This is a genomic window from Clostridium sp. AM29-11AC (assembly GCF_003480545.1).
In the GTDB taxonomy this organism is placed as follows: domain Bacteria; phylum Bacillota; class Clostridia; order Lachnospirales; family Lachnospiraceae; genus Otoolea; species Otoolea saccharolyticum_A.
The window spans coordinates 18711-32213 of sequence record NZ_QUJI01000020.1; the positions used below are offsets into that span (position 1 = coordinate 18711).

General features: G+C 50.1%; 12 protein-coding genes. 3 read left to right on the plus strand and 9 right to left on the minus strand.

Annotated features, from left to right (window positions below):
- Window positions 1-87: 87 nt before the first annotated feature.
- On the minus strand, window positions 88-834 hold the full coding sequence (locus DW757_RS13530) for a hypothetical protein (protein ID WP_118751966.1): 747 nt from the start codon (window positions 832-834) through the stop codon (window positions 88-90).
- 138 nt (window positions 835-972) lie between these two features.
- Between DW757_RS13530 and DW757_RS17435 the strand changes: the two genes are divergently transcribed.
- Window positions 973-1134, plus strand: a complete 162-nt coding sequence (locus DW757_RS17435; RefSeq protein WP_015544825.1) for a hypothetical protein — start codon at window positions 973-975, stop codon at window positions 1132-1134.
- 215 nt (window positions 1135-1349) lie between these two features.
- Here the strand turns inward: DW757_RS17435 and DW757_RS13535 are convergent, their stop codons facing one another.
- The 7 genes from DW757_RS13535 to glgB all read right to left on the minus strand — a co-directional run bounded on the left by DW757_RS13535 (window position 1350) and on the right by glgB (window position 9777).
- The gene (locus DW757_RS13535; protein ID WP_008399169.1) at window positions 1350-2909 is read right to left on the minus strand and encodes an SPOCS domain-containing protein; all 1560 of its coding nucleotides are present in this window, start codon (window positions 2907-2909) and stop codon (window positions 1350-1352) included.
- On the minus strand, window positions 2893-3105 hold the full coding sequence (locus DW757_RS17440; RefSeq protein ID WP_118751967.1) for a hypothetical protein: 213 nt from the start codon (window positions 3103-3105) through the stop codon (window positions 2893-2895). Before DW757_RS17440 ends, DW757_RS13535 begins: the two co-directional genes overlap by 17 nt.
- Window positions 3106-3250: 145 nt before the next feature.
- Window positions 3251-4180, minus strand: a complete 930-nt coding sequence (locus DW757_RS13545) for an ATP-binding protein (protein ID WP_015573388.1) — start codon at window positions 4178-4180, stop codon at window positions 3251-3253.
- A 148-nt stretch (window positions 4181-4328) separates the two neighbouring features.
- On the minus strand, window positions 4329-5024 hold the full coding sequence (gene cysE, locus DW757_RS13550; RefSeq protein WP_015573387.1) for a serine O-acetyltransferase: 696 nt from the start codon (window positions 5022-5024) through the stop codon (window positions 4329-4331).
- A gap of 275 nt (window positions 5025-5299) precedes the next feature.
- Complete coding sequence (locus DW757_RS13555; RefSeq protein ID WP_118751968.1) at window positions 5300-5923, minus strand: HD domain-containing protein; 624 nt, start codon at window positions 5921-5923, stop codon at window positions 5300-5302.
- A 41-nt stretch (window positions 5924-5964) separates the two neighbouring features.
- The gene (locus DW757_RS13560; protein ID WP_008399161.1) at window positions 5965-6948 is read right to left on the minus strand and encodes a mechanosensitive ion channel family protein; all 984 of its coding nucleotides are present in this window, start codon (window positions 6946-6948) and stop codon (window positions 5965-5967) included.
- A 69-nt stretch (window positions 6949-7017) separates the two neighbouring features.
- Window positions 7018-9777 carry a 1,4-alpha-glucan branching protein GlgB gene (gene glgB / locus DW757_RS13565; RefSeq protein WP_118751969.1) on the minus strand — a complete coding sequence of 920 codons (2760 nt, stop codon included), beginning with the start codon at window positions 9775-9777 and terminating at the stop codon, window positions 7018-7020.
- Between the two features lie 413 nt (window positions 9778-10190).
- Between glgB and lepB the strand changes: the two genes are divergently transcribed.
- Together lepB and DW757_RS13575 are read left to right on the plus strand one after the other, a co-directional pair.
- On the plus strand, window positions 10191-10814 hold the full coding sequence (lepB, locus tag DW757_RS13570) for a signal peptidase I (RefSeq protein ID WP_008399157.1): 624 nt from the start codon (window positions 10191-10193) through the stop codon (window positions 10812-10814).
- A 162-nt stretch (window positions 10815-10976) separates the two neighbouring features.
- Window positions 10977-12296: an aspartate kinase gene (locus DW757_RS13575; RefSeq protein WP_118751970.1), complete on the plus strand. Its 1320-nt coding sequence runs from the start codon at window positions 10977-10979 to the stop codon at window positions 12294-12296.
- A gap of 401 nt (window positions 12297-12697) precedes the next feature.
- On the opposite strand, the gene DW757_RS13585 is transcribed toward DW757_RS13575, so the two are convergent.
- On the minus strand, window positions 12698-13249 hold the full coding sequence (locus tag DW757_RS13585) for a hypothetical protein (protein WP_008399149.1): 552 nt from the start codon (window positions 13247-13249) through the stop codon (window positions 12698-12700).
- Between the last annotated feature and the right edge of the window lie 254 nt (window positions 13250-13503).

Here is a 13503-nt window from a genome sequence, read left to right on the forward strand (position 1 = left end):
GGATTTATTATAGACGATATGCAAAGAAAGTCAAAGTCTTCGCCGGCACGGGGTGTTATTTCCTTTCAGCCAGCTTTTCCTTTAGCGCTACAGCCCCCTCAGCTCCCCCCGAAATCTGGCCATCCAGTCCTCTCCTGAAAACTCTTCCTGCATCTGCGAAAGCTCTTCTGCGCTGCAGGGACTCCAGTCTCCCTTCTTTAAAACATATCCTCTCGCATTCCCTGAGTGCGCTCTCCCTGCTTCCTCCTGCTTCACTCCCCGGTTTTCCTTCTCTGCGCCGGCATATGCCAGCGCCATTCCCCCCGTCTCCATGGCTTCAGCCAGACGATTCTGCAGGGCAAGCTGACCGATCTGGCGCTCCTTCTCTCTGTCTTCCTGCATTTCATAAACTAGTCCCATTCCCCTGCTGCCCCTGAAAAAGATTCTGACCGTCCTGTCTTCTCCGGCCTTCTCCATATCCCTGCACAGCTCCAGAAGGCGGTTTCTGCCCTCTTCCCCCAGACGCTTCACAATGCTGCCATTCAGAAGGCAGTGGTACATCTGATCAATCTTCCTGACTGTATGCAGAAGCTCCATCTCCTCCCCCTTCTCTCCTGCGAACAGACTGGAAAATTCCCGAAATACCTCCCAGAAATCCATCAGCTCCCAGAACTGAGCCGTCGGCCTCACTTCTCCGTTTTCCTCATAAAAAAACAGCGTTCTCGCATCCCGTTCCCAGTCCATCTCTCTGTATCTGTTTAAAAATTCCCTGCTGCATATCCGAACTGCCTGACGAATTGATTCCATGGAAAAATCGCTTCCCACCTTATCCAAAAATTGCTCCGATAAATACATATTTTCACCTCTTTTGACACAATTTTGAAATTTTATGGACTTAATTTAAGTTCTTTTTTACCATTTTACCATAAATATGACTAAAATGTATTTACTTGAAACCCGTATAGCCTTTCTTTAGTGGAGAAGAATAAAAGTATGGAAAGTCAAAAACATCTGGGTCTGCGGCTTGACAAGGCAACGCACGAAAAGCTGAAGCTCCTGTCCGACTTCGAGGGACGTTCGATTAACCGAGAGGTCATCTACCTGATCCGACAGGCCATCAGGGAACATGAGTCAAAATACGGAGAGCTGAAATAGGACGCTGCTTTATCCGCCGCAGAAAAACGGGAGAAACCGGCAGCTCCGGTTTCTCCCGTTTTTCCATTATTGTCCCATAATTCTCCGTTTTCCTTGCCTTTATTATTTTAAACTCTTTCTTTTCCTGCTGCCTCTCTCATACCTTCCATGCTCTTTGGGTGTCTGTCGTCGTTTCTTTTATGCCAGGGCTGAATTCCATCTGCTTTCAGCATAGTTTACTGGGCAATCTCTTTTACAAGTACCAGACGTTCTCCAGGCTTTACATCGTTCTGGGCCAGGCCGTTAGCCTCAGCCACATGATCCACAGTTGTGTGAAATTTCTTCGCGATTTTCCACAGCGTATCCCCAGGCTGTACAATATACCCCACGATTCCCGGCATCTCCTGCAGTTTTTTCATGTCAAGAGGCTCAACCCTCACCCCTGTAATTACCTGCTCACACACTGGCTGCAGCACCAGAAGGTCTGCTGTGATAACCGCTTTCACCTCCACGCTCTCCGACCCCAGCATCACCGCCGTAAGCTGCTCCAGTCCCAGATTCAGCTGGTAAACACTCTCCTCATTCATTCCCTTGGCCTCCGCTACACAGTGGAAAGGCACCAACTCTGTCGTGTATCCCACCGGCTCCCCATCATCGTCTGTCAGGTACAGAAGCCCCACCTCCAGAACGCCTTCCATGTGAAGGCCGTCCTCCTTCGCCTCAGCCGCATCCAGCTTCACGGTACCGGCGCTGTGGCAGATCTGGAGGATCCGCTCCGGCCTGTTGAGGGAGATCTTCTCCGCAACCCTGCATTTGCAGGTATTCCTGGTGAGGAGACGGTCAAAGCAGGCATTTCCCGTGTCCAGAACCAGCTCACAGCCTGTAGAATACATATCACTTAAAAGCTCCACATTCTTTTCCTCATAGAGCTTCATGTCAAGCTCCAGAACGGCATCCACCGACAGTTCCCTCATCTCTCCGTCCCGGTCCGGCTTCATCTCTATTTCCTGGTGGAGCAGTCTTACAGACACAAAGGGGATCATCTGCTCTGACGCCTCCGGAAGTTCCACCTCGCCGGAAAAGGGAATACTCTCCTCCACCCACTGAACCGGAGTATTCTCCCCCTCCCCTCCATAAATCACAAAGATCATAAGCTCTCCGTCCAGATGCATACTCCCCTCACCGGAGCGGCAGGCCGTTCCCCTAAGCTTCATCTCCCGCCACAGAATCGTTTCCATGTTGGGCTTATTGGCAGAAAGAGACAGCTCCTCCCGTATCCGGTATGTATCTTTCCTCCTGACCGCGATGGCAGCCACATCGATATTTCTCCTGCACAGCTCCACCTGCCCGTCATCTGTCTGGACATCCACAGCGGCCTCCGCATCGTAAAGGCTTTCCACCCGCACTTCCAGCACGACTACCGCCTTGATGTTCAGCTTTCTGGAGTTAATCATCCCCGTGCTCAGATCCTCCAGGTTCCAGGAAACCTGTGTGTAATCCCTCTCCTCCAAATCCGGCACATTGACCGTCTCCTCAAACGGGATCTCCCCCTTAAGCGCCTGCAGTCCCCCCGACTCCCTCCGGTAGAGCACACAGAACATCAGCTTCCCCCTTATCAGCACCTTATCTCCCTGTATCTTTGAAGATTCTATCTGAATGTCCCCGCTTCCAAGAAGCACAGACGACACATCATCCATCGTATCAGGCACAATAAAGTCGTCATCCAGTGTAATCTGCGAAACGGCTGTCCCCTTCTGCCGGTTCATATGAATATTATTCTTAACCAATTCCATCATCTCTGCCACCACGCCTTTCCTTCACAACTGCTTTGTGAAAGTCTATGCACAGAAAATGCGGGATATGCCCTCTTTCCAGAGCATATCCCGCATCTTTCCATTCTTCCTCCGCTCTCTCCCTTTCTTCCACTACCTTCCCAAAGGGAAACCTGGAAGATTTACCGTGACTTCGCTGGAACTGTAAATCTTCCTCCACTCTCCCCAAAGGGAAACCTGGAAGATTACTACGACTTCGCTGGAACTGTAAATCTTCCTCTACTCTCCCCAAAGGGAAACCTGGAAGATTTACTGCGACTTCGCTGGAACTGTAAATCTTCCAGGTTTCCCTCCACCTCCTCCCCTTAATACTCCTCCAGAAAATGATGCCTCTCCCCGCCCTTCACATACCCGATGCAGGCGTCCAGGTTCACGTTCTCGACACTCTTAAAAATATTCGTCTCAATATGAGGATTGATGGTCCTGAACTTTGAAATCAGCTCCTTCATCTCCTGGCGCTTTGACAGGTGGGCCTCCTCCTCCCTGGAAATGGCCTCCGTAAAGCGGCAGGCGCACTGCAGGAAGCGAAGCTGATTAAAATCTCTCCACGCCTGTATGTCGGCCTCCTTCACCAGATAGAGCGGCCGTATCAGCTCCATGCCCTCAAAGTTTGTGCTGTGGAGCTTTGGCATCATGGTATTCACCTGCGCTCCGTAGAGCATGCTCATGAGGATCGTCTCAATTACATCGTCAAAATGGTGTCCCAGGGCAATCTTGTTGCACCCCAGCTTCTTAGCGTTTGCATAGAGGTAGCCTCTTCTCATGCGGGCGCACAGATAACAGGGCGACTGGTCCACATCTACCACCACATTGAAAATATCGCTTTCAAACACGGTGATGGGAATGCCCATGATCCTGGCATTCTCCTCTATCATCCTCCTGTTTTCCGGGTTGTAGCCCGGATCCATTACCAGAAAGTGAAGACCAAATTCCATTTTCCCGTGGCGCAGAATCTCCTGCATGCACTTGGCCAGCAGCATAGAATCCTTTCCGCCGGAGATGCAGACGGCAATATTGTCTCCCTCCTGAATCATGTCGTACTCATTGAGCGCCTTCACGAAGGGCCGCCAGATCTCTTTTCGGAATTTCTTGATAATGCTTCTCTCAATCTCTCTGCACCGATCCTCTGCAGCCGTCCCGCTGCAGTCTCCTGCCTGAGCAGCCGCTTCCTTATGCTCCCTCTTTTCCACACTTTCTGCCCTCAGGCCGTCCATATTCACACTTGTATTTTCCATAAATTTCCGTCCAATCCGTATTTGATGCCGCTGTACAGCGGATTTCCCATCCCCGGGATGTGTCCTGTCCTAAGCCTTTGCCTGCCCCCTTCTCGGCCATCCCCTCCGAAAGCTCCCGGCCTCATTGAAGCCTTTTTCAGGCTCTGTTTCAGCCAACCTTTTTTTCGCCTCTCTTCTCAGCTTCCTCTCTGTCCTGAAGCTCTTTCTCCATACGGCAGAGCTCCCGCTTCAGCTGACTTACCTCATCCTGCAAAGCCTCTATCTGCTCTACCAGCTTTTTATCATGCTCTCCGAGAACCACCTTCTCCTTCTTCTGAAGCTTTACCCCGTCCTTTTTCACCGGGCGGGCCGGGATTCCCACTGCCGTGATATTTTCCTCGAGAGGCTGAAGAAGAACTGCATTGGCGGCAATGGAGCAGTTGTCTCCCACCTCAAAGGAACCTAAAATTTTAGCTCCCGAGCCCACTGTCACATTGTTGCCGAGGGTAGGGTGGCGCTTGCCCTTCTTCGTTCCCACGCCCCCTAACGTCACTCCCTGGTAGATGGTGCAGTTATCTCCCACCACCGCCGTTTCCCCTATCACGACGCCTGCGCCGTGGTCAATGAGGATGCCATGTCCAAGCTCTGCGCCCGGGTGGATCTCGATCAGTGTAAAAAACCGGGCTATCTGGGAAATCAGCCTGGCAATGAAAAACATTCTCTTTTTATAAAACCAGTGAGCGATCCTGTGCCAGATCAGTGCATGGACGCCCTGATACAGAAGAAGGACCTCCAGCGAGTTCCTGGCTGCCGGGTCTCTCTCCTTCACTGCCTTTACGTCAAGCCAAATATCTTTTAAAATCATACCTCTTCTCCTTTTTCTGCTGAAAAAACTCTGTGCCTGATTGCTATACATTATATAAGTATTCTTTTTGTCCTGTCAATGCCCCAGCCAAATGCTCTGCCATACCGGATTCTGCAGACTATGTTTTGCCAGAATATTCGCAAAAATAAAAACCGCCGCATATCTCCGGCCACATTCTTCCGGGAATATGCGGCGGCTGTCCAAAGCCGCTGTCACCTCAGTTTTCCTGTTCTTTGTTCATCTTCTTAAGTATTCCTTCATATACCTGCCTGTGCTTATCCGAATACCATATGGCACAGTCTTACAAACTCCCGATATTCCGGGAACTGCTTAAGCTCCCAGAATCCTTCAATCAGAGAGGTGTAATACCAGCCCTGCCACCTTTTTTCCTTCATGTTAAACCGCTCGAACACCTGATCTCCCATCAGAAGGTAATCCCTGGCTGTACTCCGCAGATTGCTCAGCTTATCGCCCAGAGCCAGAATCCTCGCATCTGTGTCAGCCTGTTTCAGATGGTCGATGGTAGCCTGCTTTCTCTCTTTCCATGGGCGGCTTTTGTCCTCTGTCTCCCCTGCCACCAGCCAGGCCACACGGGAGCCAAATTCCCTCTCCAGTTCCTCAAAAGTGACTCCCGCATCCTCCATAGTATCGTGCAGAATCGCTGCCGCAATCAGCTCTTCATCCTCTGTAATAGATGAAACGATCAGAGCTGCGTCCAGAGGGTGTGTGATGTAGGGAATCACTCCGCCCTTTCTCACTGCCCCTGCATGAACTCTGTCCGCAAAGGCTGCAGCCTTTTGAATCAGCCTGACAGTCCCGGCTGTCCTTGTGCCGTCTGGCGTCTCTTCCGCATCCATCTCGATCCCTCCTCCATTCTTTGGCAGTTCCTCTTCCTGCATCTCTCCGTCATCCAGTGCTGAATTTCGCCCGCAGAGCTTCCTTACAGCCTGGGCTTCTGTTCCTTTTCATCCCCGTCAAACCCGGCAGCCCGCAGATGCATCTGCTCTTGTCCCGCCGTCTCCTCCCGGGGGAAGGTGCTGATGTGGATATCCATCTGTTTAAAAGGAATCTGGATACCTGCCCGGTCAAATTCCAGCTTCATCTGCTCGGTAATATCCCATCTGGTCTTCCAGTAGTCCTCCGATTTTGTCCAGCCTCTTGCGCCAAGCACCACGCTGTCCTCGGCCAGAGAGTCCACATAGACTAATATCTCCTCCTCCTTGAGAATCGACGGATGTCTCGTATAGATCTGCTTCAAAATCTCCTTTGCCTGTTTCAGATCGGAATTATATCCGATGCCCACCGTCAGGTCGAGGCGTCTCCTGTCCATAGCCGTCACATTGGTGACAACAGAGTTGGAAAGAGTTCCGTTTGGGATAGAGATCGTCTTGTTGTCAATGGTGACAAGGGTGGTGTATACGAGCCCAATCAGGGCAACCGTTCCCTCAGCCTGAGGCGACAGGATATAATCCCCCACCCGGAATGGCTTCATTATCAGGATGACAATGCCTCCGGCAAGATTTTTAAGACTCTCCTGAAGGGCCAGGCCCAGGGCCAGACCGGCAGAACCAAGAATAGCCACAATAGATGCCGAGTCAATCCCCATCTGCCCTGCTATTATGAATATGAGAAGGGCATTCAGGCAGAAGCCTATCAGGGAATTAAGAAATTTCATGACGCTGATTTCCATTCCCGCCCGCTCAAAGGAGTGTTTGGCCATCCTCAGTATCAGACCGATAATTTTGCGCCCAACCAGAAAAATAACCAGGGCTATCAGGAGTTTAATCCCAAGAGAGGTCAAATCGGGAATCCATCCCTTCACCATATCAAGAAGCACGTCCGGCTGGCTCAGCTCCTTTAATTCCTGCAGCTCTGTCCCCAGCTCTGCCAAACCTTCTGTCTCTGCTGTATATAAAATGTTCATTCTGTTTTTTCCTGTCTGTTTTTTCTCTTTCTACGATATCTCAGGAGCGGCCGGAGGAACCATTCTGCCTTATTCTTTCTTAGGCTGCTCTGCTTTTCCGTCAGGATGCTTTGGCTTTTCTCTCTTGTCCGGCTCCTGAACACTCTCTATCTTCTCTCTGGCTGCCCTCTTTACCCCATTTACAGTTGCAATCAGGGTATCTGCCGCCTCCTGGGCTTTCTTTCTGGCCGCCTTCTGAGCCTTCTGAGCCTTCTTCACTACACTCTCGGACTGCTTTTCTGATTCCGTCCGGCTGCCCTCCATCTCTTTTTTGAGCTTCTCCCTGGCCTCCTCGTCATCCTTCAAATCTGCCAGGGCGCCGTACAGGCTCTTTTCTGCCTTAAATGTAATCACCTGTCCCCTGGAAGGCTCCTTTTCGTCACCGGAATCCCCTCTGCCTTCAGAAGCGCTCTCTTCATTTACAGAGAAGGCCGTCTCTGGTGTTTTGGAACCCTTTTTCCGTCCTGCCGTTTTCTTCGAGTTCTCTGCTCCTGCCCTGCTCTTTGCAGATTTCGCCTTTCTGCCTGCCGCAGATGTCTTCGCGCTCTTTTTCTCATCCGGTGTGCACGAGAACACACTGACACCCAGAGGAGCGACGCGCACAGTGATCGAATTCTCCCTTCCGTCGTGTTCCTCCTCCTTTGAGGTCTTCACCCGCGGGTTAACCACTCCTGAACCGCCGAATTCCTGGGACTCACTGTTGAAAATCTCCTTGTACTTTCCTGCAAACGGCACGCCGATCTGGTATTTCTGATGCTCTACAGGCGCAAAGTTGCAGACAAAGAGCAGCGTTTCCTCCGGCTTTCCCGTCTTTCTGAGAAAGACTACAATATTATTTGCTGAATCCATGCAGTTAATCCACTCGAAGCCGTCCGGCGTGTAATCCTCTTTGTAAAGGGCCGGATGCTCTCTGTAGAAGTGATTGAGGGCTTTTACATAGGTCTGCATGTTTCTGTGAATCGGATACTGCAGAAGCTCCCACTCAAGGCTCTTATTTTCATTCCACTCGTCAATCTGGCCGAACTCCTGTCCCATAAACAGGAGCTTCTTGCCCGGATGACCTATCATAAAGCCGTAGGCAGCCCGAAGGTTCGCAAACTTCGCCTCAAAGGTATCTCCCGGCATCTTTCCCGCCATGGAGCCCTTGCCGTGGACCACCTCGTCGTGGGAGAATACCAGGATGAAATCCTCGCTGTAGGCATAAATCATGCTGAAGGTCAGCTCCCCGTAATGGTGGCAGCGGAAGTAGGGATCGCACTTCATGTATCCGAGGAAGTCGTTCATCCACCCCATATTCCACTTATAGTCAAAGCCAAGGCCGTCCTCCTTCACAGGACCTGTCACCTTCGGCCAGGCTGTGGATTCCTCGGCAATCAGCACAGCGCCGTCCTTCCTTCCCTTGAACACAGAGTTTAAGTGTTTTAAAAATTCCACAGCCTCCAGATTCTCATGGCCTCCGTAAATATTTGCCACCCACTCCCCCGGGTTCTTTCCATAGTCCAGATAGAGCATGGATGCCACCGCATCGAAGCGGATTCCGTCAGCGTGATACTTGTCTGCCCAGAACATGGCATTGGCAATCAGGAAATTGGATACCCCGGGACGGCCGTAATTGTAGATCAGAGTTCCCCAGTGTGGGTGAGAGCCCTGCCTCGGATCCTGGTGCTCATAGACGCAGGTGCCGTCAAACTGGGCCATTCCCCAGGCATCCCGCGGAAAATGGGCCGGAACCCAGTCCAGAATCACGCCGATCCCCTGGCTGTGCATGTAATCCATAAAATACATAAAATCATCCGGGGTGCCGTAGCGGCTGGTAGGCGCATAATAGCCAGTCACCTGGTATCCCCAGGACGCATCCAGCGGGTGCTCCATCACCGGCATCAGCTCCACATGAGTATAGCCCATGTCCTTCACATAGGCCGCCAGTTCCGGTGCAATCTCGCGGTAATTATAGAACTCAGAGCCTGGTATCTCATCGCCATGCTCGTCCAGAGAGAACTCCTTTCTCTTCCAGGAGCCCAGATGCACCTCGTAGACAGACATAGGCCTGTCCTTGCTGTCGGCGGCTGCCCTCTGCTTCATCCAGTCCCCGTCATTCCACTCATATTTTCCCAGATCCCATACAATAGACGCAGTATTCGGGCGAAGCTCTGCATAGTTTGCATATGGGTCCGCCTTCAGAGCCGGATCCCCGTTTCTGAATTTGATCTCATACTTATAAATGGTTCCCTTCTTAAGGCCCGGGATAAAGAGTTCAAAGATGCCGGAATCCCCCAGCTTTCTCATCTGGTGGCGGCGCCCATCCCAGAAGTTAAAATCCCCAACCACGCTGACGCGCATGGCACAGGGCGCCCACACGGCGAAGTAAACTCCCTCCACGCCTTTTACTGTCATCGGGTGCGCTCCCATTTTTTCATAGATGGAATAGTGGATTCCTGCTTCGAATTTCTTTAAATCATTTTCTGTGAACTGAGGCGCAAAGGAATATGGATCGCGGATCTCCCCCAGCGTCCCATTGTCATAGAACACCTGCAGCGTATAGTCGGCCAGTGTCTTTCTCGGAATCAGCACGGCGAAAAAACCAGCCTCATCTGCCATCTCCATGGGATAGGTTTTTCCCGTGGCTGAGAGCTTTACTGTAATGTCTCTGGCTGTGGGTATAAACGCCTGCACCAGCATCCCCTGCTCTGTCAGATGCGCCCCCAGCATCCGGTGAGGATCGGAAGATTCAGAGTACACCAGCTCCTCAATGCCTGCCCAGTCCATAAGATCGTATAATACTTTGTCCATAAATGCGCCCCCTTGTAATTCCTTCTGTGGTAGTTCCTATTCTATCATTTCACCCTGAATAATACAATATATTTTACATCCAGCTGATGAAAGGTCTGTTTTCAGGAAATATTCCATAATTTTACAAATTTCGCCTCAGCCGCTCCAATATTTTTCATTCTTCGGCGCTCTGACTCCCATTTTAACTGTACTTTCCGCAGAATCCCCCAGTTCATCTGTCAAAAGACGAGGTTTCCCTGATATGAAAAATCCATGTTTTTTTAGGCATAATACTTGCTAAATCAAAAAAACTCAGATAAACTAAAGGACATGTAATTCATTGTTAAAAGCAATTCGGGCAGAGGACAGCAGATTCGGCGGTGAGCTGCCGTTCTCCTCCTCGTCCAGAAACCATGAAAAGAGGAAGCTGAAATATGGAAAATAAAGAAAAGCGTCTTGGAAGCATAAGACATGACGAGCCTCCCAAAAGCAGGAAACGCGATGAGGAAAACCAGCCTTTCAGCTGGAAACGGGAAATTTTAAGCTGGATTCAGATTTTAGTCATCGCCGGGATCATAGCCCTCGTTCTCAACAGCTGTATTATCGCAAACAGTACCGTTCCCACTGGTTCCATGGAAAATACCATTATGGCTCACAGCCGCGTGCTGGGTTCCCGGCTTACCTACAAATTCAGCGAGCCTGAGCGGGGCGATATCGCCATATTCATCTACCCGGATGACAAGGCTGAAGGCAAGAAAACCTATTATGTAAAGCGTATTATCGGTCTTCCCGGTGAAACGGTTGACATCGTAGACGGAAAGATCTATATTGATGGTTCAGATACGCCCCTCGACGAGCCTTACCTGCATGAGCCTATGGACATGTACGGAAAGGATCACCTTCACTATGAAGTGCCTGAGGGCCATTACTTCATGCTGGGCGACAACAGGAATAATTCCAATGATGCCCGGTTCTGGGAGCACAAATATGTGCCAAAAGAGGATCTGGTGGCCAAGGTTTATCTGGAATACTTCCCGAATCCTCAGATTCTCCATTAAGCCCTGTCAGCCAGGCCTGAAACGGAAAATGACGGCACAGGCCATGATTTGAATGTGCTTTGATCACAGGCTGCATACAGGAAATGGGAAAGCAGCCGCCAGACTGACTGGAAAGATAAAATTCTCCGGCGAGGAAACGCCGGTGAGAGGAGAAAGAAAGATATGAAAAAGGTTGTGAAATTCGGCGGAAGCTCTCTCGCCAGCGCAAAACAGTTTAAAAAGGTAAAAGATATTATCACTGCTGACAAGTCCAGATGCTATGTTATCCCATCGGCCCCCGGAAAGCGGAGCAGCAAAGACGATAAGGTGACGGATCTTCTCTACGCCTGCTATGACGCGGCCTCCTCCGGCGGGAGCTATAAAAAAATTTTTTCCGCCATCACAGAGCGGTATGAGCAGATTATCGAGGGTCTGTCCCTGAATGTGAATCTCGACTATGAGTTTAAGACTATCGAAGAAAATTTCCTGGCGGGAAAGGGCCGCGACTACGCAGCCTCCAGAGGCGAATACCTGAACGGAATTCTTATGGCCGCCTATCTGGGCTATGAATTTATAGACGCCGCAGAGGTGGTGCTCTTCGATGAGAACGGCGTATTTCTGCCGGAAAAAACCAACGCAGAGCTCTCCGCCCGCCTCGCGAAGTCTCCCCGCGCCGTAATTCCAGGCTTCTACGGTTCCATGCCTGACGGCACGGTAAAGACCTTTTCCCGGGGAGGCTCCGACATCACAGGCTCCATCGTGGCCAGGGCCGTTCACGCGGATCTCTATGAGAACTGGACGGATGTATCGGGCTTTCTGGTTACGGATCCCAGGATCGTGGACAACCCAAAGACCATCGAGACCATTACATACAGGGAGCTTCGCGAGCTCTCCTACATGGGCGCCAGCGTACTCCACGAGGAGGCCATCTTCCCGGTGAGAAAGGAAGGCATTCCGATCAATATCCGAAACACCAACCGGCCGGACGATCCGGGCACCATGATTGTGGAGAGCACTCTGAAGAAGCCCCGCTACACCATCACAGGAATTGCCGGAAAGAAGGGCTTCTGCGCCATTAATATTGAAAAGGCCATGATGAACACGGAGATCGGCTTCGGCAGAAAGGTGCTGGACGTGTTTGAGCGAAACGGCATCTCCTTTGAACATATGCCGTCCGGCATTGACACCATGAGCATCTTCCTTCACCAATCTGAGTTCGAGAAGCAGGAGCAGTCTGTCATCGCCGGAATCCACAGGGCCGTGGCCCCGGATCACCTGGAGCTTGACTCGGATCTGGCCCTCATCGCCGTGGTAGGCCGGGGGATGAAGTCGGCCCGCGGCACAGCCGGAAGGATCTTTTCCGCCCTGGCCCATGCGAGAGTCAATGTAAAGATGATCGATCAGGGCTCCAGCGAGCTGAATATTATCATTGGGGTCAAGAATGAAGATTTTGAGACAGCCGTTAAGGCGATCTATGATATCTTTGTGACGGTAGCGCTCTAAGGTGGAAGACGGGAACAGATTTTTGTAGGATATGGCATTTATAGCCTGGGGGCTGCCGGAAAACCGGCAGCCCCCCCTTTAAGATTCCGGGATACTCCCTGAAAATAAATCACATATCGCTACAGATAAGCATGAATCAAAATGGCGGCAGCAAAAAGAACCAGCCCTGCCCTGTATACCAGGCTGCTGAATCTGTTCTCCTCCTTCTGCGAAATGCTTTTTTCCGGGGGATTTCTCAAAGCCTCTATCAGACTGAGTGTTTGAAGAACAAGAATAGCCCCTGTAAAAAAATATATCAGGAGGCGGCTGTCCGTATATATGGCCAGCGCGTCAATCAGATAGAGAATACCCAGGAAATAATTTTGTGTTTTTTCGTTGATGAAAAAGCTCATTGACATCACCTACAGAATTTCATATTCAAAGTACCCAGGTGTCCATCCCAGAACTCCATCATTTGTATACCCATATGTATAGTTTACTGTAACTCTGACAGTATTTCCTAATACATTAGAACCAACGCTAAGGATCGCGCTGGCAATTGTCAAAGCCTTTGCTAGAGTTATATATTTTGATCCAGATACAATGGCAGCAGCTAATGCTGCAACAGATGCATCTAGTGCAACATGAACAGTAAAAGATTCTTTATGAACGTCTCCAATTTCAGGATTTGATGGGAAGGTTCTTGTCTGCACATTTCCCATCATTTGATAGTTTGCCAATAACGTAGCTTCTTCCGGCGTAGCGCCAAACTCTTCCATCAGCACTGTTCTTAATTCTTCATATGTCATTTCATTCAATCTACGTTCTAAATCATCAGCTTCATGAGGAATCTCTAATACCCCCGTGACACCGGCCTTAACATTATCAGCAGCAAACACAGAAGTCCCAATACTGACACACATTAAAGATGCAATTAATAAACTGCAAATAAATCTTTTCATCATATTTTTCATATGCTACCTCCTGCAATTTTTATTAACAATAATTACATTGAATCACATCCCATTGGAAACACCTCCTGTAAAAATAATTTTAAATTACATTTCGTTTTAGATTTTTATATTGGTAAACAGAGCTGGTCTTCGAGCCAGAAACACCATCATTAATAAGCAAGCAGGCTAAGCATGACATCTGTGCCTTTAATCCATGCATCCAAAGTCTTTTCCGCATCTGTAATGAGGCTGTTCCATCTATAAGGCCTGAACTT

What these genes read in the sequence shown, in the direction of transcription:
- DW757_RS13530 (WP_118751966.1), bottom strand. Translation starts at nt 834, where the DNA reads ATGTATTTATCGGAGCAATTTTTGGATAAGGTGGGAAGCGATTTTTCC.
- DW757_RS17435 (WP_015544825.1), top strand. Translation starts at nt 973, where the DNA reads ATGGAAAGTCAAAAACATCTGGGTCTGCGGCTTGACAAGGCAACGCAC.
- DW757_RS13535 (WP_008399169.1), bottom strand. Translation starts at nt 2,909, where the DNA reads ATGATGGAATTGGTTAAGAATAATATTCATATGAACCGGCAGAAGGGG.
- DW757_RS13545 (WP_015573388.1), bottom strand. Translation starts at nt 4,180, where the DNA reads ATGGAAAATACAAGTGTGAATATGGACGGCCTGAGGGCAGAAAGTGTG.
- cysE (WP_015573387.1), bottom strand. Translation starts at nt 5,024, where the DNA reads ATGATTTTAAAAGATATTTGGCTTGACGTAAAGGCAGTGAAGGAGAGA.
- DW757_RS13555 (WP_118751968.1), bottom strand. Translation starts at nt 5,923, where the DNA reads ATGCAGGAAGAGGAACTGCCAAAGAATGGAGGAGGGATCGAGATGGAT.
- DW757_RS13560 (WP_008399161.1), bottom strand. Translation starts at nt 6,948, where the DNA reads ATGAACATTTTATATACAGCAGAGACAGAAGGTTTGGCAGAGCTGGGG.
- glgB (WP_118751969.1), bottom strand. Translation starts at nt 9,777, where the DNA reads ATGGACAAAGTATTATACGATCTTATGGACTGGGCAGGCATTGAGGAG.
- lepB (WP_008399157.1), top strand. Translation starts at nt 10,191, where the DNA reads ATGGAAAATAAAGAAAAGCGTCTTGGAAGCATAAGACATGACGAGCCT.
- DW757_RS13575 (WP_118751970.1), top strand. Translation starts at nt 10,977, where the DNA reads ATGAAAAAGGTTGTGAAATTCGGCGGAAGCTCTCTCGCCAGCGCAAAA.
- DW757_RS13585 (WP_008399149.1), bottom strand. Translation starts at nt 13,249, where the DNA reads ATGAAAAATATGATGAAAAGATTTATTTGCAGTTTATTAATTGCATCT.